The organism is Nonomuraea endophytica, assembly GCF_014203235.1.
GTDB classification, from domain to species: domain Bacteria; phylum Actinomycetota; class Actinomycetes; order Streptosporangiales; family Streptosporangiaceae; genus Nonomuraea; species Nonomuraea endophytica.
Genome location: NZ_JACHIN010000020.1, coordinates 112,123 through 129,428, shown reverse-complemented (window position 1 = coordinate 129,428; position 17,306 = coordinate 112,123). Strand labels below are relative to the sequence as shown.

General features: G+C 69.5%; 18 protein-coding genes. 11 read left to right on the top strand and 7 right to left on the bottom strand.

Annotation, left to right across the window (positions count from 1 at the left end; genetic code table 11):
• Positions 1-95: 95 nt before the first annotated feature.
• Entirely contained in the window at positions 96-1,280 is a 1,185-nt protein-coding gene (locus HNR40_RS56885) for a PP2C family protein-serine/threonine phosphatase (protein ID WP_221341680.1), read from the top strand.
• A 47-nt stretch (positions 1,281-1,327) separates the two neighbouring features.
• Entirely contained in the window at positions 1,328-1,843 is a 516-nt protein-coding gene (locus tag HNR40_RS47120) for a MarR family winged helix-turn-helix transcriptional regulator (RefSeq protein ID WP_184973641.1), read from the top strand.
• 85 nt (positions 1,844-1,928) lie between these two features.
• Here the strand turns inward: HNR40_RS47120 and HNR40_RS47115 are convergent, their stop codons facing one another.
• The 3 genes from HNR40_RS47115 to HNR40_RS47105 form a co-directional block, all read right to left on the bottom strand.
• Positions 1,929-2,072, bottom strand: a complete 144-nt coding sequence (locus HNR40_RS47115; RefSeq protein WP_184973639.1) for a hypothetical protein — start codon at positions 2,070-2,072, stop codon at positions 1,929-1,931.
• 278 nt (positions 2,073-2,350) lie between these two features.
• Positions 2,351-2,806, bottom strand: coding sequence for an SRPBCC family protein (locus HNR40_RS47110; RefSeq protein WP_184973637.1), 456 nt, complete (start codon positions 2,804-2,806; stop codon positions 2,351-2,353).
• Positions 2,803-3,045: a ribbon-helix-helix domain-containing protein gene (locus HNR40_RS47105; RefSeq protein ID WP_184973635.1), complete on the bottom strand. Its 243-nt coding sequence runs from the start codon at positions 3,043-3,045 to the stop codon at positions 2,803-2,805. The genes HNR40_RS47110 and HNR40_RS47105 overlap by 4 nt, the downstream gene beginning before the upstream one ends.
• Positions 3,046-3,184: 139 nt before the next feature.
• On the opposite strand from HNR40_RS47105, the gene HNR40_RS47100 reads away from it, so the two are divergent.
• Positions 3,185-4,948: an alpha/beta fold hydrolase gene (locus HNR40_RS47100; RefSeq protein WP_184973633.1), complete on the top strand. Its 1,764-nt coding sequence runs from the start codon at positions 3,185-3,187 to the stop codon at positions 4,946-4,948.
• Positions 4,949-5,456: 508 nt separating this feature from the next.
• On the top strand, positions 5,457-5,954 hold the full coding sequence (locus HNR40_RS47095; protein ID WP_221341679.1) for an SRPBCC family protein: 498 nt from the start codon (positions 5,457-5,459) through the stop codon (positions 5,952-5,954).
• 163 nt (positions 5,955-6,117) lie between these two features.
• Here the strand turns inward: HNR40_RS47095 and HNR40_RS47090 are convergent, their stop codons facing one another.
• The 3 genes from HNR40_RS47090 to HNR40_RS47080 all read right to left on the bottom strand — a co-directional run bounded on the left by HNR40_RS47090 (position 6,118) and on the right by HNR40_RS47080 (position 8,845).
• The gene (locus HNR40_RS47090; RefSeq protein WP_184973631.1) at positions 6,118-6,522 is read right to left on the bottom strand and encodes a RidA family protein; all 405 of its coding nucleotides are present in this window, start codon (positions 6,520-6,522) and stop codon (positions 6,118-6,120) included.
• A 384-nt stretch (positions 6,523-6,906) separates the two neighbouring features.
• Entirely contained in the window at positions 6,907-7,863 is a 957-nt protein-coding gene (locus HNR40_RS47085) for an ABC transporter ATP-binding protein (protein ID WP_184973630.1), read from the bottom strand.
• Entirely contained in the window at positions 7,853-8,845 is a 993-nt protein-coding gene (locus HNR40_RS47080) for an ABC transporter ATP-binding protein (RefSeq protein WP_221341678.1), read from the bottom strand. The genes HNR40_RS47085 and HNR40_RS47080 overlap by 11 nt, the downstream gene beginning before the upstream one ends.
• Positions 8,846-8,973: 128 nt before the next feature.
• On the opposite strand from HNR40_RS47080, the gene HNR40_RS47075 reads away from it, so the two are divergent.
• Genes HNR40_RS47075 through HNR40_RS47045 form a run of 7 tightly spaced genes read left to right on the top strand, consistent with a single transcriptional unit; the run spans position 8,974 to position 16,641 of the window.
• Complete coding sequence (locus HNR40_RS47075; protein ID WP_312896790.1) at positions 8,974-10,182, top strand: dipeptidase; 1,209 nt, start codon at positions 8,974-8,976, stop codon at positions 10,180-10,182.
• Entirely contained in the window at positions 10,182-11,759 is a 1,578-nt protein-coding gene (locus HNR40_RS47070) for an ABC transporter substrate-binding protein (RefSeq protein WP_184973623.1), read from the top strand. Before HNR40_RS47075 ends, HNR40_RS47070 begins: the two co-directional genes overlap by 1 nt.
• Positions 11,760-11,764: 5 nt before the next feature.
• Positions 11,765-12,718: an ABC transporter permease gene (locus HNR40_RS47065; RefSeq protein WP_184973622.1), complete on the top strand. Its 954-nt coding sequence runs from the start codon at positions 11,765-11,767 to the stop codon at positions 12,716-12,718.
• On the top strand, positions 12,715-13,569 hold the full coding sequence (locus HNR40_RS47060; protein WP_184973620.1) for an ABC transporter permease: 855 nt from the start codon (positions 12,715-12,717) through the stop codon (positions 13,567-13,569). Before HNR40_RS47065 ends, HNR40_RS47060 begins: the two co-directional genes overlap by 4 nt.
• Positions 13,566-14,735 (top strand): M24 family metallopeptidase, encoded by a 1,170-nt coding sequence (locus HNR40_RS47055; RefSeq protein WP_184973618.1) that lies wholly within the window; start codon positions 13,566-13,568, stop codon positions 14,733-14,735. Before HNR40_RS47060 ends, HNR40_RS47055 begins: the two co-directional genes overlap by 4 nt.
• A gap of 9 nt (positions 14,736-14,744) precedes the next feature.
• Positions 14,745-15,584: an alpha/beta fold hydrolase gene (locus tag HNR40_RS47050; protein WP_184973616.1), complete on the top strand. Its 840-nt coding sequence runs from the start codon at positions 14,745-14,747 to the stop codon at positions 15,582-15,584.
• A gap of 55 nt (positions 15,585-15,639) precedes the next feature.
• Positions 15,640-16,641, top strand: coding sequence for an Lrp/AsnC family transcriptional regulator (locus tag HNR40_RS47045; protein WP_184973614.1), 1,002 nt, complete (start codon positions 15,640-15,642; stop codon positions 16,639-16,641).
• 31 nt (positions 16,642-16,672) lie between these two features.
• Here HNR40_RS47045 and HNR40_RS47040 read toward each other — a convergent pair whose 3' ends face one another.
• The gene (locus HNR40_RS47040; RefSeq protein ID WP_221341677.1) at positions 16,673-17,281 is read right to left on the bottom strand and encodes a TetR/AcrR family transcriptional regulator; all 609 of its coding nucleotides are present in this window, start codon (positions 17,279-17,281) and stop codon (positions 16,673-16,675) included.
• Between the last annotated feature and the right edge of the window lie 25 nt (positions 17,282-17,306).

Sequence of the window (17,306 nt, the reverse complement as noted above, 5' to 3'; positions counted from 1 at the left end):
TGGCAAATATTCTGGCAGGGAGAGTAGCGTACGTGCTCCGTTCGGGGGCCGTGGTCTACTGGTCCACCTGTCTCCTTCTCCGTCGGGAACCGTTTGTGTCCATCCGAAATGATCTGGACGCCGTCCACCGGGCTCTGCGTGCCGCACCGCCGTACGCGCTGGCCGAAACGGTGCGTGACGCGCTCCTCGCCCATACGGCCGCGCAGGACGTCGACCTTCTGCTGGCGGACTACGCGTTGGTCGCGCTCAGGCACGCGGTGGAGCCGCCGCCTCCCGGAACCTCGGAGATCCGCATCGACTCCAGCGCCGCGGGGCGCGCCTTCGCTTCCCGGCAGCCGCAGTGGGAGCAGGCCACCGGCACCCTCCACCTTCCGGTGACGGCGTTCGGCGAGCGGTTCGGAGTGCTCAGCGTACGGCTGCCCGCCCCGCCGGAGAGCGACGAGGTCCGCGAACTCCAGGACGTGGCCGGCGTCCTCGTGCAAACCCTGCGCGGCGCCGACCGTCTCACCGACCGCTACCAGCGGGCTCGCCGGCTGACCCGGTTGACATTGGCGGCGGAGACGCAGTGGGAGCTGCTGCCCGGCAACGGCCATCGCGGCAACGGCTACCAGGTCGCCGGCCAACTGGAGCCCGCCTACGCCGTCTACGGCGACAACTTCGACTGGAGCTGCGGCCCCGACTCGCTGGAACTCTCGATCACCAACGGCATGGGCGAGGGCATGCGCGCCGCGTTGCTCACCACGCTGGCCGTCACCGCCCTGCGCAACGCCCGCCGTTCAGGGGCGAGCCTGGAGGAGCAGGCCGGTCTCGCCGACGAGGCGGTCTACTCCCAGTACCGGGGGCGCGAGTACGTCTCGACCCTGCTGCTCCGCTTCGACGCCACCACCGGGGTGCTGTCCGCCATCGAGGCCGGTTCCCCACGCATTTTGCGCCTGCGCGGCACCGGCGTCGAGACCATCGAACTGGACCAGCAACTCCCGCTCGGCATGTTCGGCAGCACCGCCTACACCGAGCAGTCCATCGCCCTTCGACCAGGCGATCGGCTGGTCATCGTCAGCGACGGGATGTACGGCTCCCGATCCGCCGCCGGGACGGAATTCGGCGAGGCGAGCCTCGACACGGTCGTCAGATCCACCCGGCTGCAGCCGGCCGACGAAGCCGTGAGGTCGATGATTCGTGGCATGCTGGGCTTCAGGGAAGGGATGGACGTCGTCGACGACGCGGTCGTGGTGTGCCTGGACTGGACCGTCCAGGAGGACGCGGAAACCCCTCCTCCGTGACTGGCGCCGCGCAAGCACGTACGCCTCACTCGACCTTGGACTGCCGCATGAACGATTCCCGCCAGCTCGGTCACCTCGAACTCGCGACCGGGGCAGCCGTCGAGAACGCCGCCGCCGCGCTGATCGCGGTCTGGGCTCATTCCCGGCACTCCGCCGCCTCCGCGATCTCCTCCATCCAGCTCCAGGCGCTGCTCACCATCGAGTCCCATGAGCACGTCAACCTGGCCAAGCTCGGCGAGGCGCTGGACGCGCAGCCGTCCTCGGCCAGCCGCCTGTGCGACCGGCTGGAAGCCACCGGATGGGTGCGCCGCTCGGTCGCCGACGACGACCGTCGCGAGATCACCATCCGCCTCACCGCCTCGGGCAAGGCACTGCTGGAGGAGTTGCGCGGCCGGCGCCGCGACGACCTCGCCGAGGTCATCGACGAGATGCCGCCCGCGGCTCGCACGGCTCTTCTCCGGGGGCTGCGCGCGTTCACCTCGGCGGCGGATCGGGTCACGATGCACCGCTCCTACGGCTCCGACGACAACTGGACGACCATCGCCGGACGCCTTCTCGCCTGACCGCAGGTGTCGCACCGGCCGCGACAGACCTCCTGTGACACCCTCGACCAGGTCTGGACCTTTTCGTGCCAGCTGGTGCGGATGTCTACATGTCGCTGATCTTCGGGATGATCTCGGTCAGAATCCAGAGAGCCAGCCCAAGGGCGAGCAGGTTGATCCGCGGCGCCGCGACGTTGAGCGCGGCGAGGACGAAACACACCAGGGCGAGGATGAGCAGGATCAACGTCACGGTGACCATGTTGTTTTCCGTTCGCTGGAGGGTTGGGCACCCCAGCGCTGCCCGGCGTTCCCGGGTGTAGTCGCACGCCCCGGAGGATGTGGCCGGACTGTGATCAACCGTCCTTGACGATGTGCGGGTTGACCTCGCGAACTCGTCCTTCAGGTGTACGAGAGTGCCGGAGGCCAGGTGTAGCAGCTGTGATCGACACCGGCCTTCAGGCCTGTGGGTGGAGTCGCGTCGGCGGCCGGGAGCGGCTCCGAGGTCTTCGTTCTCGTCGATGCGGCTGTTTACGCGTTCGGCGGCAGGGATCCGAGATGGCGGGCGATCTCCACCTCCCACGACCGCAGGAAGTCCGGATAGCGCTCGGCGAACTCGCGCAGCGGCCCCTGGTCCTCTGGTGTGAGTGCGGTCAGGTCGTACGTGACCCGTACCGTGCTGCCGCCCTGCCCGTCCGCTTCCACCTCGACGGTGACGGTCCCGGCCCGGGAGCCGGGGGTTACCCTGGCGTACGAGACGCGCCGTGCGGGCTCGCGCTCGACCACCACCCAGATGGTCCGTTCGCGGTGCGCGCCGGTCTCGAAGACCGTGCCAGGCGCGGAGTCGTCACTGGTCTTCACCGGGAACCGGGGCCGCCATCCGGCCACCCATCGCTCCTCGCCGCGCGGCGTGAACAACGTGAATGCCTGCTCGGGCGGCAGGGCGACCGTCAGGCGTCCGGTGAGCGTGTACTGTGCGGCGCTCATCGCTCGGTCAGCCGATGCGCATCGGTGGACGTCAGCGTCAAGCCGTACACGGCCTTGAGTTGCTCGATCTTGGCCAGGGTGGCGGGCGTGAAGGGCGCCTTGCCGTCGAAGGAGTGCAGCGCGATGCCCTCCACCAGGTCGCCGAGCGAGATGTCGAGGTACTCGGCCAGTCCCTTGAGTACCTTGAGCACGTTCTTCTCGAGCCGCAGCCCTGTCTGCGTACGTTCGACTGGTACCATGGTAACAATGTACCAGACCGTAGTCCATTGACCTCGGCGCGCAAGCCCTCGGTCGACGGTGCGGCTGGGAGCTGGCTCCCAGCCGGCAATCCTCCGCGCGGACGATGATCCCCGGCCCGGATCGGTCGAGGATGAAGTCATGGTCGTCCACGTTCTGGGGTTGACGCTGGCCGCGTCGCTGCTGACCGCCACCCCGCCGGCACCGCCGACGGGCCTGCACGAGTGCGCGACCGCGACCACGCGGTGCGACGGCAGCATCGACGTCCCTCTCGACTGGGACGACCCCTCCTCCGAACGGATCACCGTCGCCTTCGCCTTCGTCCCGGCCAAGGACGCCGACGGCACGGTGGTGGCCAACCTCGGCGGCCCGGGGCCCAGCGTGCCGATGCTGCCATACGCTCAGCAAGCGCTCGGGCCGGTGCTGGAGCGCAAGAACCTGCTCATGATGGACCCGCGCGGGCTCGGCAAGTCCTCGCCGCTGCAGTGTCCCGGGGTCAGCCTCCTCACGCCGGAGAAGATCGCCGCCTGCGCCGAGCGCGTGGGCCCGCGCGGCGCCCACTTCACCGCCGACCAGGCCTCACACGATCTCGACGCCGTCCGGAAGGCGCTCGGCCTCGGCAGGACGAGCTTCTACGGCAACTCCTACGGCGCCCTGTACGCCCAGGCGTACGCCGCCCGGTACCCGAGCAGCCTGGACGCGATCTTCCTGGACAGTTCCCTCCTTATCGGCAGTGACGGGTACACGAGCTGGAAGAACTACTTCCTGTCCTTGATCCGAAACCTCGGTATCCCCTGCGAACGTTCCAAGGCGTGCGCGGCGCTTCCGGGCAGGCCGTCCGGCATCTGGACGCGGCTGGTGGAGCGGCTGCGTGAACGCCCGGACCCGGACGCGACGATATTCCAGTCTTTCGCCCTGATGAACAGGAACAATCCCGTCTTCGGGCGGGAATCGGTGGCGGCGGCCCACGCCTACCTGCGCGGCGACAAAGCACCGCTGCACAGGCTGGCCCGGCCTCTGCCCAAGACCCTGCCGCCCATGGAGGACCCGTCCTTCGCCGGCTACCTTGCCTTCCGCTGCGGTGACGGCACCTTCCCGTTCGACCGGGACGCGTCCCCGGCCAAGCGCCGCGCCCAGGCTGAGCGCTACTACGAGCGGAATCGGCCGCTGGGGGCGTACCGGATCACCGACGTGTTCCCCGCGATCGGCAGCCTGGAGCCCTGCGTCGACTGGCCGACCCCACGCCACAGCCCGCCCCGCCCACCCGGCCAGGCACTGCCCTCGGTTCCCGTCCTGGTGATGGCGGGCGAACTCGACATCGAGACCCCCGCCGACGTGGCCCGCACCATCAAGGCCTTCCCGTACGCGACCGTGGTCACCGTCCCCTTCGGCGGGCACAACCTCGCCGGAACTCCGGGGCCCATGGGCGACTGCGCCCGAGCCGTGCTGCGGACCTTCCTGACCACCAAGCAGGTGGCCGCCCAGGGGTGCACCGCCGAGAACTACCGGGCACTGGGCCGGTTCCCGCAGCGGCTCGCCGACGTCGCCCCACACCCGGCGGCCAAGCTCACCACCACCCAGCGCCGGATCATCGCGGCCGCCTTCGCCACCGCCGCCGACGCCACCGCCCGTCGTAACCCCAACGCGGGCCCGCCCACCGGTCCGTCCCAGCCGGGCCTGCGCGGCGGCCAGATCACCTTCGGCACCGACATCACCCTCGACAACGTCCGCCACGTCGAGGACCTGCCGGTCACCGGCCCGATCACGCTGACACCCGAGGGCCGAGCCACCGCCACCCTCCACGCCGAGACCAGCGGCCGCACCCACCGGATCACCCTGACGTGGGAGGCGTTCACCCTCGACACCAAGGTATCCGGCACCTACGACGGCATCCCCTTCGGCTGAACCCACCCAACCCCAGAACATCCCGGACCGCGGCGTTCACCTCGGCCACGCCCACAGCCGAACTCACCCGGGCGGTACTCCTGCCGCCTCGTCGGAGGTGCGGGAGTCGAAGCGCGGGTCACTGTAGGGCCGGCTCCAAACCCCATCTTGGTCACGGTCCATGGACGGTAGTGGGCGAACAGGGGTGGCCTGCATGCTGCGCGCGAACCAGGTGCTCCCGTTGCTGCCCAGCTCACGAAGCAGCGGCCGTAGTGCTGAGGTGGCAGTGACACACACCGCAACTCCTCCGACTACGGGCGCGCCGGAGCCCTCATACCTTGACAGGTCAAAGTAACCATCTCTAGCGTACCTTGATAGCTCAAGGTAAAGGGGCCGTGCCGTCCAGCACCTGTTCTTGAGACCGCCAACCTGATCAGCCCGAATCGGCGGGGCGGGGAAGGGCTGAACCCGGTGCTGCTCCAGGAGCTAAGCGTTGAGCGACCTGAAACGACGAGTAGAGGAGCACGACATGGCTGACAGGCCGGCTTTTGTGTACGTCACCTTCATCCAGGCCACGCCCGAGCGAGTCTGGCACGCGCTGACTGACGCCGACGTGACCGCCGAGTACTGGGCGGAGCACTGCAACGTCTCCGACTGGCAGGTCGGCTCGGCCTGGGAGCACCGGCGCACCGATGGTTCCGGGATCGTCGACCTCGTCGGCACGGTGCTGGAGACCCTGCCGCCCAAGCGGCTGGTGATCACCCGGGCGGGCCCGAACGAGGAGCGGCCCGGCGGTCCCGGCCGGATCACCTTCGACATCGAACCGCACGGCGACATCGTCCGGCTCACCGTCACTCACGAGAACCTGACCGACCACGACGAACACGTCTCGGTCTCTGCCGGTTGGCCGTCCGTGCTGGCCAACCTCAAGACCTTGCTGGAGACCGGGCACGTCCTCCCGCAAGGACCGTGGGAAATGTACGCTGAGATGCGCGCCGCCCGAATGGCACTCAACGACCCCAAGTGACCATCGAACCAAACCGTGCGCAGAAGGAAGCCAACTGATAGGCGCCGCCAGTGGCGTGCAGGTCAGTGCGGGGTGTTGCCGAGACTGGTGGCACGAAACAGCACGCAGTGGGCGCCGGTGCCGGGGCATCGGGGCCCCCGCCACACGCATCTGGTGTGACCGCCTAATCGATGATCGCGGTGACTTCGGCTTCGATGAGGATGCCGGGCTCGAAAAGCACGTCCACCCCGATCAGCGCGGCCGGCGGCGTGGCGATGTCGAACTCGCGGGCCGCCTGTTCGATGCCCGCGTTCAAGTCGTCGTACATCTCTCTCTTCCAGCCCGCGGCGTACCACGTGAAGCGGACGACGTCGCGGAACGTCGCTCCGGCCGCGTCCAGAGCCTTGGCGACGTTGCGGTAGACCTGGGTGACCTGCCCGGCCAGGTCGCCTGGTGCGACGAGCTCGCCGTTCTCGTCCCAGGCGACCTGTCCCGCGATGTGGACCTGCCTGCTGCCCGTCGCCACCGCGACGTGATGGTAGAGCGGGACTTGGACGTGCCCGTCGGGGTTGATGAGCGAAACAGCCATGAGATCTCCTGATGGTTATGTGATCGAGGCGCCGAAGGGGCGCGCGTGCTCTCTTCTGGTTACTCAGACACCATAGGAGAGTGTTCGCTGACATGGAAGAACGCACCTTTTGGAGACCGGGGAACCTCACGGTGACCGAGCAGGTCGCAGGCTCTCGGTGTTCGTCCGAGCACGGCCATGTGGTCTGCCGAGCTCGTGGGCGCGGACTTTCTCAGCTGTCCCCGGCCAGGCGATCTGGCGGTGGGCGGAAGTAGGGCTCATCGGTCACGCTTGGCGACCACTCGACGCCCGGGACATCGCGCCGGGATCGAGCTGGACGGTCCTGACGCGACGGATCGGGGCTTCGCTCAGGGGTGGGGCGCTAAGGGCTCGTCTTGAAAGCGGTTAGGCGGGGCGGGTGGCGTGGTGGCAGGCGGCGAAGTGGTCGTCGACGGGTTCCAGGGCGGGTTCCTGGGTTGAGCATTCGGCGGTGGCCTTCCAGCAGCGGGTGTGGAAGCGGCATCCGGGCGGCGGTGCGACGGGGCTGGGCGGGTCGCCGCCGAGCATGATGCGCTTACGCCCCCGCAATGACGGCCTGGGCACCGGCGCGGCGGACAGCAGGGCGCTGGTGTAGGGGTGTGCCGGCGTGCCGTACACCTTGGTGGCGGGACCGATCTCGGCCACCCGGCCGAGGTACATGACGCCTACTCGGTGCGACACGTGCCTGACCACGGCGAGGTCGTGGGCGATGAAGACCAGCGCCACGCCGAGGGTGCGCTGGAGTTCGGCGAGGAGGTTCACGACCTGCGCCTGGACGGACATGTCGAGCGCGGAGACCGGCTCGTCGCAGACGATGACGTCGGGTTCCGTGGCCAGCGCGCGGGCGATGCCGATGCGCTGGCGCTGGCCGCCGGAGAACTCGTGGGGGAAGCGGTTCATGCGGTCGGGGTCGAGGCCGACGAGGTCGAGCAGTTCGCCGACTCGCGCGCGCCTGGCGGGGGCGCCGTTCGCCAGGCGGTGCACCTGGAGGGGCTCGGAGACGAGGTCCTGGACGGTCATGCGCGGGTTGAGCGAGGTGAGCGGGTCCTGGAAGACCATCTGGACGCTGCGCCGCACGTCGCGGGCGGGGAAGGGGCGGCCGCGGAAGGTGACCTCGCCGCTGTCGGGCTTCTCCAGGCCGACGAGCATCCTGGCCAGTGTGGACTTGCCGCATCCTGACTCGCCGACGATGCCGAGCGTCTCGCCGGCGTGCAGCTCCAGGCTCACCCCTGACACCGCGCGTACGGCCCCGGCCTTGGACAGCAGGCCGCCACGGTAGGTCTTGTGCAGGTTCACCGCGCGCAGCACGGGCTCAGCCGACATCGAGCAGCTCCTTGGTGTGGTGGCAGGCGACGGCCCGATCGGAGCCGCCGTCCAGGAGGGTGAGCTCCGGGCGGGTCCCGGTGCACAGCGCGGTGACCCGGTCGCAGCGGGGGGCGAAGGCGCAGCCGGCGGGCAGCGAGGACGGGCTGGGCGGCTGGCCGGGGATGGCGCGCAGTTCGCTGGCGGGGCGTTCGAGGTCGGGGATGGCGCCGAGCAGGGCCCGCGTGTAGGGGTGGGCGGGCCGTTCGAACAGCTCGTAGACGTCGCCGGTCTCGACGATCCGGCCGGCGTACATGACCGCGACGCGGTCGCTGACCTCCGCGGCCACGCCGAGGTCGTGGGTGATGAGCAGGACGGCGGTGCCGAGCTCGCGGCGCAGCCGTTCGATGAGCTCGAGGATCTGCGCCTGGACGGTCACGTCGAGCGCGGTGGTGGGCTCGTCGGCGATGATCAGGTCGGGTTCGAGTGCGACGGCCATGGCGATGAGAATGCGCTGGCGCATGCCGCCGGAGAACTGGTGCGGGTAGTCGTCGATCCGCTTGCCGGGGGCGGGGATGCCGACGAGTTCCAGCATTTCGATCGAGCGGGCCCTGGCTTCGGCGCGCGTGGCGCCGACGTGGATCCGGAACAGCTCGCCGAGCTGGTCACCGATGCTCAGGACGGGGTTGAGCGCGGACAGCGCGTCCTGGAAGACCATCGTCATGTCGTTGCCGCGCAGCGCGCGCCGTCGCTCGGCGCTCATGGTGAGCAGGTCGTGCTCGCCGAGGCGGGCCACCCGCGAGCCGACCTGGACGCCAGGGTGGTCGAGCAACCCCATGATCGCCTTGGCCGTGACGGATTTTCCCGATCCGGACTCGCCCAGCAGGGCGAGGGTCTGGCCGCGCTCGATCACCAGGTCGACGCCGCGCACCGCGGGGAGCAGGCGTCCCGAGGCCGTGAACGTGACCTGGAGGTCACGCACCTCAAGAACCGTGTCGCTCACAACGCCTCCTCTGTCCAGTGACGGAACTTTGCATTGCCCTGACGCTTCATGCACGAAAACACCTTCAGTATTGACCTGCATGAATGATTCTGGCAAGCTCCAAGAAAAATACCGAGAGGAGACAAAGGGTGCTAGAAGCGGCAAAGGGGTACACCGGCTACCGTTCGTACGAATACCTGGAGGCAGGCCCCGACTACCGGGTCTTCGACCTCGCACCCGAACTCGGCCGCGTCCCGGCCTACCAGGGCTTGGAGCTGAGCGCGGAACAGGAGACACGCGTACGCCGCCTGCTGACCGACAGCCTCGTCGTCTCCCTGCACGACCACCCCTCGGTCTTCCCCGAGGACATCGGCCAGACCGTCGACTACAACCGGACGGCGCGCCACCACACCGGATACAAGGGTCTGGCCCACTCCGGCATTACGGTCGTGTTCGACAACCTCATGGACGGCACCTGCTGCATCACCAGCCAGGCCGGCTGGAAGTGGACCGACGTGGTGGCGGACATCGGCATGCGCCTGTCCGACATCGCCCACCAGGACTATCTCCTCAAGGTCGAGCGCCTGGCCCACGTGCGCGAGGCGCACGAGAGCGGCCGGATGGGCCTGGTGCTCGCCCTGGAGGCGGCGACCATGATCGAGAACGAGGTGGACCGGATCGACATGCTGTACGGCTTCGGCGTACGGCAGATGGGCATCGCCTACAGCGAGGCCAACACGCTGGGCAGCGGCCTGAAGGAACGCGGTGACGGCGGCCTGACCACCTTCGGCGAGCGGGCCGTGCGGCGCATGAACAAGCTCGGCATCGCCATCGACGTCTCCCACTCCGGCGACCAGACCTCGCTCGACACCATCCGCCACTCCACCAAGCCGATCCTCATCACCCACGCCGGCGCCCGCTCCGTCTGGCCGACCAACCGGATGAAGCCGGACTCGGTCATCAAGGCGACGGCCGAGCGCGGCGGCGTCATCGGCCTGGAGGCGGCCCCCCACACCACGCTCTCCCCCGACCACCCCAGGCACTCGCTGGAGTCGGTCATGGACCACTTCACCTACTGCGTGGACCTGGTCGGCATCGACCACGTGGCCTTCGGCCCCGACACGCTCTTCGGCGACCACGTCGGGCTGCACGACGCGTTCGCCCAGCACCTGTCGATCAACGAGGCGCACGCGGGCACGTCCTACCCCAAGGTCGAGTACGTCGACGGCCTGGAGAACCCGACCGAGTGCTTCTGGAACATCATCGGCTGGCTGGTCACCCACGGGTACTCCGACGAGGAGATCACCAAGGTGGTCGGCGGCAACGTCATGCGCGTCCTCGAGGAGGTCTGGATCTGATGCGACGTGGATTCCTCCTGGCGGCCGCGGCCGCGATCGCCCTGCTCACCGCGTGCAGCACCCCCAGCGTGCCCGGCTCCACCGGCCAGGGCGGATCCCAGGCGCCGGCGACGGGTGACCGCCTGACCATCGGCACCACCGCCGACGTGGTCAACTACAACCCGCTGGTCGGCAACAGCCGTACCGACTCGTGGGTGACGAACCTGATGTACCCGCACCTGACGCAGATGGACGAGGCGGGCAAGCGCATCCCGTACCTGGCCACCGAGTGGTCCTACTCCAAGGACGGCAAGACCGCCACGGTCAAGCTCCGCGACGACATGAAGTGGTCGGACGGCAAGCCGGTCACCGCCGACGACGTGGTGTTCGCCGTGACGGCCGTGCAGAAGGAGAAGTTCGGCGTGGTCGCCGGGCTCATCACCGCCATGGAGAAGGCGGAGGCGGTCTCCCCGACCGAGGTCAAGTTCACGCTCAGCCGGCCGGACGGCACCTTCCTGGACAACGTCGGCTTCTGGCTGCCGATCGTGCCCAAGCACGTCTTCGAGAAGGCGCCCAGTGTGCAGAAGTTCGCCAACGACGCCAACTGGGTGAGCGCGGGGCCGTACAAGCTGACCAAGGTCGAGCGCGGGCAGCGCTACATCATGGAGCGCGTGGAGCCCTTCGGGCCCGGCCAGCCGACCGTGAAGGAGATCGTCTTCCGGGTCTTCCCCGACGTCAACACCGAGGTGCTGGCGTTGCGCAACGGCGAGATCGACCTGATCGGCAACGTGCTGCCGCCCTCGACGGCCGCCGACCTGAAGAACGACCCGAAGCTCAAGCTGGTGCAGGTGCCCTCGCTGGGCTGGGCGCACCTGCAGTACAACACCAAGCGCAAGCCCATGGACGACGTACGCGTCCGTCAGGCGCTGGCCCACGCGGTGGACTACGAGGCGATCAGGAACATCGCGCTCAAGGGCTACGCCAAGTCGGCCAACTCCAGCGTGCTCACCCCCTCCCAGCCCGACTACGCCGACCCGAGCGTGTCGGAGTACGCCTTCGACCCGGCCAAGTCCAAGCAGCTCCTGCAGGAGGCCGGGGTCACGAACCTGAGCCTGAGCATGATCTACGACCAGGCCGACCCGAACATCGCCCGCTGGGCGCCCATGGTCAGGGACGCGGCCAAGCAGGCCGGGATCGAGATCAAGCTGCAGGGCCTGGAGCGCAACACCTACCTGGACAAGACCCTCAAGCGCGACTTCGACATCTACGCCGGCTCCTGGGCGATCATGGACAACCCTCCCGCCAACCTCGGCCTGGCCTTCAAGACCGGCGGGTTCATCAACTACGCCCAGGTCAGCGACCCCAAGCTGGACAAGCTGATCGACGAGGGCCAGCGCGCGCTGACCCGCGAGGAGGCCAAGGCGCCCATCCAGGAGGCCGCGAAGATCATCCATGACCAGGTCTACGACAACGTCCTGTACGTGGAGACCTTCAACATCGCCCACTCCATCAAGTGGACCGGGTTCAAGCCGATGCCCAGCGAGCTGCTGTCCATCGTCAACCCGCTCTCGCTGGCCGCAGTGAAGCCGGCGAGCTGATCCCGATGCGGTTCGTCGTCACCCGGCTGCTGCGCGGCCTGCTCACCCTGTGGTTCGCGGTCACCGTGACCTTCTTCCTGGTGCGCCTGCTGCCCGGCGATCCCGTGCTGGCCGTGGCCGACCCGAACATGACCGAGGAACTGCGCGCCAAGCTGCTGGCCGACTTCGGCCTGGACCAGCCGCTCGGCGTGCAATATCTGAACTATCTGGCCCAGCTCGTCCAGGGCAACCTCGGGATGTCCTTCAGGCAGTCGATCCCGGTCACCACCGTGCTCATGGACCGGCTGCCGTGGACGCTGATCCTCACCGGCTCGGCGATGCTGGTCACGATCGTGCTCGGCATCCCGCTGGGCGTGCTGGCCGCCACCCGGGCCAAGGGCTGGGTGGACCGGGTGATCCAGCTGACCGGCGTCACCGCCCAGTCGTTGTTCGTGCCGAGCGTCGGCATCTTCCTCATGTACGTCATGGGCGTCACGCTCGGCTGGTTCCCGATCGGCGGCGCCGTCGACCTCGACGCCACCGGCCCGGCCGCCTGGCTCAGCATGCTGCACCATCTGGTACTGCCCTGCCTGTCGCTGGTCCTGATCCAGCTCGGCGGCTACGTGCTCACCATGCGCTCAACGCTCATCGAGGCGCTCGGCGAGGACTACGTCGCGCTGGCCAAGGCCAAGGGCGTCAAGCCGCGCGCGGTGGTGTGGAAGCACGCCCTGCGCAACGCGCTGCTGCCGACCACCACCATCGCCGGACTCCAGCTCGGCACGCTCGTCGGCGGCGCCGTGCTGACCGAGACGATCTACGCCTACCCCGGCATCGGCCGGGCCATCTACGAGGCGGTCGGCCAGCTCGACTTCCCCGTGCTCCAGGGCGCGTTCGTGCTGCTGGCGGCGGCCGTGGTGGCCGCGAACCTGCTGACCGACGTGGCCTACGGAATCCTCGACCCCCGGGTGCGCACCTCATGACGGCCGTCGTCACCGACCTCACTCCCCGCCAGCGGACCTGGACCGCGTTCCGGCGCAACCCGCTCGGCCTGGCCAGCGCCGCGATCCTGCTCGCGCTGGCGGTCATCGCGCTGTGCGCGCCGCTCATCGCGCCCTTCCCCGAGGGGTACGGCGAGGACACCTTCCAGCCGCCCTCCGCCGAGCACTGGTTCGGCACCGACGACATCGGCCAGGACGTCTTCGCCCAGGTCATCTGGGGCACCAGGGTGAGCATGGCGGTCGGCCTCAGCGCCTCCGTGCTGGCCATCGTGATCGGCCTGGTGGTCGGCATCTGCGCCGCCTACTTCCGCCGCCTCGACACCCCGCTCGGCGTGCTGGTCGACCTGTCGCTGTCGCTGCCCGTGCTGCCGCTGATGATCCTGGTGGCGGCGCTGGCCGGGCCCAGCGTGCGTACGCTGGTCGTGGTGATCGCGCTGTTCAGCTGGCCGGAGGTGGCCCGCGTGGTGCGCTCGTCGGCGATGGCGATCGTGCCCATGCCGTTCGTCTCGGCGGCCAAGGTGATCGGCGGGTCGGCGTTCTGGATCGTGCGCAAGCACCTGGTGCCCGGGGTCGTCCCCGTGGTCGGCGTCTCCGTGGTGCTGACCACCTCGCGGGCGGTGCTCGCCGAGGCCGGGCTCTCCTTCCTCGGCCTGGGCGACCCGAACAGCTGGTCCTGGGGGACCATCCTGCACAAGGCGCAGCAGTCGGGCGCGCTGGCCTCCGCGTGGTGGACCACGCTCTTCCCCTCTCTCGCCATCCTTCTGCTCGTCCTGTCCACCACGCTGCTGTCGGTGGCCTACAACGACGCGCGCAACCACCGGAGCGCCTCATGAGCTTCTCCCAGCGCCTGCCCGTCTCCTTCTACGACACGGCGCGCGAGCGGGTCAGGACCGCCATGTACGACCTGGGCCTGGACGCCCTGCTGCTCGACGACCCGCTCGACGTCGCCTACCTGACGGGGTTCACGCACTTCCCGAACGAACGGCCCGTCGCCTGCTGGCTGCCGCTCGACGGCCCCGCGGTGCTGCTGGTGCCCGACCTGGAGCGGGAGTACGCGGCCGACCAGGGAGCGCACGCCGAGATCGCGGTCTACCCGGAGTTTCCCGGCGTGCGCTCGCCGTTCGAGGTGCTGGCCGCTCAGGTGCCCGCGCCCGGCGCGGCCGCGTACGCGCCCTCCACGAGCGTCGGCCGCGCCGACGCGCTCGCGCGGGCCTTCCCCGGCACCCGCTGGCGGTCCGCCGACGTGCTCGGTCCCGTACGGCAGCGCAAGCTGCCCGAGGAGGTCGTGCTGCACGAGGAGGCCGCCAGGATCGCCGACGCGATGATCGCGGCAGGCGTGGAGCTGGTGCGCGAGGCCCTGGCCGCCGGCGGAGAGCTGCCCGCGGAGACCGAACTGGCAACCCACGTCATCGGGTACGGCTCCCGCCTCATGTACGCCGAGCACACCGACGTCGTCGTCGTGCCCATGCTCACCGGCGGCCTCGTCTACGGCGGCCCCAACTCCGCCCAGCCCCACCGTCTGCCCGGCGGCGAGCGGCTGCGCCGCGGCGAGACCTTCATGCTCTCGCTCGGCTGCGCCGTCGGCGGCCGGTTCGTCGAGAGCGAGCGCACCTTCGTGATCGGCGAGCCCACCGCCGAGCAGATCCTCTACTACGAGACCGTCCGCGAGGCCCAGGAGGTCGGCACCCGGGCGCTGCTCGCGGGCGGCACCTGCGCGGAGGCCAACGACCGCTGCCTGTCGGTGATCAGGGACGCCGGGCTGGGCGAGTACCTCAGGCACCGCCAGGGCCACGGCATCGGCCTCGGCTTCCACGAGCCGCCCTGGCTGGAGGACGGCGACCCGACCGTACTGGCCCCCGGCATGATCCTGTCCAGCGAGCCCGGGGTCTACGTGCCGGGGCACGCCGGGTACCGCATCTCGGACACCGTGCTGGTCACCGAGGGCGTGCCGCGCCGCCTCACCTCGTACCCGCGCGAGCTGTCCGACGTCGTCATCTGAAGGAGTCACGTGTTCGTCGAGATCAACGGCAACCCGCTCAACGTCGAGGTGCTCGGGGAAGGGGAGCACACGATCATCGCGCACCACGGCGCGCCCGGACTCGGCTCGCTGGCCGAGCCGCGCTCCAGCTTCGGCCGGCTGGCCGACGCCTACCGGGTCGTGGTCTTCGACGCCCGCGGCTCGGGGGCCAGCGGCGAGGCCGGGCCGTACACACATGAACAGTGGGTCGCCGACGTCGAGGCGCTGCGCGAGTGGGCGGGCGCGGAGCAGATCGTGATCGCGGGCGGCTCCTACGGCGGGTTCATCGCGATGGAGTACGCGGCCAGGCACCCCTCGCGCGTCAGCGCCATGGTGCTGCGCGACACCTCGGCCGACAACGCCAACCAGGAGCTCGCCACCCGCAACGCCGCCGCCTCCGCGCGGGTCAGCATCGACCGGGCAAAGCTCGACCGGATCATGACGGGCACCGTGCGCGACGACGCCGACCTGCGCGAGTGCTGGCTGGAGATCCTGCCGCTGTACGACCACGACTACGACCCGGCGGCCGTGCGCGCGCGGGCCGAGGCCACGCCGTACCACTACCGCACGCACAACTACGCCTTCGCCCACAACCAGCCGAACTACGACATCAAGCACCTGCTGCCGGGCATCACCGCGCCCGCCCTCGTCACCGTGGGCCGCCACGACTGGATCACCCCCGTCTCGTGCAGCGAGGCCATCGCCGCGCTGATACCCGGCGCCGAGCTGCGCGTCTTCGAGCACTCCGGGCACTCGCCCCAGGTCGAGGAGGCCGAGCTGTGGGAGGCGACCGTCCGCGCGTTCCTGGACAAGGCGCTCGGCGCCCGGTGAACTCGTCTCAGCGAGAAGGTGTCCGCGGGGCGGTGAACGCGCGATGATGCCTCCGATGAATGATCTCGACGAGCTCGACCGCAGGATCCTCGCGGCACTGCACGTGAACGGCAGAGCCAGCTGGACCGACATCGCGCAGGTGATCGGCACCTCGACCACCACGGTGGCCCGGCGTGCCCAGCAGTTGTTCGCCTCCGGGGCCGTACGCGTGGCGGTGCTGCCGAACCTGGAGCACGAGGGCCCGGTGCACGTCTTCATGGTGCGCGTCAGCTGTGCCCCCGGCAGCCAGCTCCAGGTGGCGGGTCTGCTGGCGCGCAACCCCGACATCCGGTTCGTCGCCATCGTCACCGGCGCCCACGACATCGTCTTCGAGCTCGTCGCGCCCAAGGCCCGCGACCTGTACTCCATGCTCGTCGACTACGTCCACCACATCCCCGGCACCCTCAACAGCAGCGCCGACCTGGTCCTGCACACCTACAAGGTGACCTACGACTGGAGCCTGCAGCTGCTGGACCAGGCCGACAAGACGCTGGCCGTACCGCCGAAACCGCAGTCGTGCGAGCCCGGCCACCTCGACGAGGTCGACCGCGGCATCCTCGCGGCCACCCGCGTCGACGGCCGGGCCAGCTTCCAGTCCGTCGCCGACGGCCTCGGCATCAGCGAGAGCACGGCCAGGCGGCGGCTGGAGGCGATGCTCGAACGGGGCTGCGCGACCGTGGCGACCTTCATCCCGGCGGCGGCGCTGGGTTTCGAGGCGGAGATCCTCTTCTGGCTGTCGGTCGAGCCGGCCATGCTGGACAGCGTCGCCGAACGGCTCAACGCCGAGCGCGGGGTCCGGCTCATCACGGCGACGCTGGGGCAGGCGTCGCTGATGTGCGAGGTGATCATGCCGACCACGGCCGACATCCACCACTTCACCTCGCGGACCCTCGCCTCCATTCCCGGCATCCAGTCGTGGACGGCCAACGTGCAGGTGCTGGCGGTCAAGCGCGGCTACCTGATGTGGCCGTGGGCGGAGGCGCGGGTGGAGGCGGCGCTGGCGCAGACGCCCGGCTAGCCTGCCTTCGGAGGGTCGTCCTCAAGCAGTCTTAGAGCGCCGACAGGACTCGCTCCAGGCCCCAGCGGAACTGCTCGGTCGAGATGTAGGCGGCGATGGTGTCGGCCGCGGCATGGGTGTGCGGGAACGCCTCGGGGTCGACGGTGAACGCGGCCCGGCGGGCGGCGATGCGCTCGGCCTCCGGCTCGGGAGTGCTTCCGGCCTCGGCCGCCTCCAGCGCGATCGCGCCCAGCACGTACACCATGACGGTGTAAGCGGCGCGGGGGTCCGGCAGGGCTTCGTACAGGCTCTCGCCGACCCGCAACGCCACCGGCCCGGTGAAGGCGGCGCCCAGGATCGCGGGCATCGCCGCGGGGTGGCGCATCAGGACCTCGCGCAGGTTCAGGGAGAAGGCGATGATGCGCTCGTCCGGGGTGCCCGGGCCGTTCTGCAGCAGGGTGAGGTCGGCCTGGCCGAGGAGCCGGTCGGCCAGCGCGCTCACGATCGCGGCGCGGTCGGGGAAGTAGGTGTACAGGGCGCCGGGGGTCAGGCCGAGCCGGGAGGCGAGTGCCCGCATGGTCAGGCCTCCCGTGTCGAGGAGGTCCAGGGCAGCGTCCAGCATGGCCTCGGGGTTCACAGATCGTCGCGGTCCGGTCTTCACAAGACAACTCTAAACGGTGTTTAAT

What these genes read in the sequence shown, in the direction of transcription:
- HNR40_RS47055 (WP_184973618.1), top strand. Translation starts at nt 13,566, where the DNA reads ATGAGCTTCTCCCAGCGCCTGCCCGTCTCCTTCTACGACACGGCGCGC.
- HNR40_RS47105 (WP_184973635.1), bottom strand. Translation starts at nt 3,045, where the DNA reads ATGGTACCAGTCGAACGTACGCAGACAGGGCTGCGGCTCGAGAAGAAC.
- HNR40_RS47085 (WP_184973630.1), bottom strand. Translation starts at nt 7,863, where the DNA reads ATGTCGGCTGAGCCCGTGCTGCGCGCGGTGAACCTGCACAAGACCTAC.
- HNR40_RS47070 (WP_184973623.1), top strand. Translation starts at nt 10,182, where the DNA reads ATGCGACGTGGATTCCTCCTGGCGGCCGCGGCCGCGATCGCCCTGCTC.
- HNR40_RS47100 (WP_184973633.1), top strand. Translation starts at nt 3,185, where the DNA reads ATGGTCGTCCACGTTCTGGGGTTGACGCTGGCCGCGTCGCTGCTGACC.
- HNR40_RS47045 (WP_184973614.1), top strand. Translation starts at nt 15,640, where the DNA reads ATGAATGATCTCGACGAGCTCGACCGCAGGATCCTCGCGGCACTGCAC.
- HNR40_RS47095 (WP_221341679.1), top strand. Translation starts at nt 5,457, where the DNA reads ATGGCTGACAGGCCGGCTTTTGTGTACGTCACCTTCATCCAGGCCACG.
- HNR40_RS47120 (WP_184973641.1), top strand. Translation starts at nt 1,328, where the DNA reads ATGAACGATTCCCGCCAGCTCGGTCACCTCGAACTCGCGACCGGGGCA.
- HNR40_RS47090 (WP_184973631.1), bottom strand. Translation starts at nt 6,522, where the DNA reads ATGGCTGTTTCGCTCATCAACCCCGACGGGCACGTCCAAGTCCCGCTC.
- HNR40_RS47110 (WP_184973637.1), bottom strand. Translation starts at nt 2,806, where the DNA reads ATGAGCGCCGCACAGTACACGCTCACCGGACGCCTGACGGTCGCCCTG.
- HNR40_RS47060 (WP_184973620.1), top strand. Translation starts at nt 12,715, where the DNA reads ATGACGGCCGTCGTCACCGACCTCACTCCCCGCCAGCGGACCTGGACC.
- HNR40_RS47065 (WP_184973622.1), top strand. Translation starts at nt 11,765, where the DNA reads ATGCGGTTCGTCGTCACCCGGCTGCTGCGCGGCCTGCTCACCCTGTGG.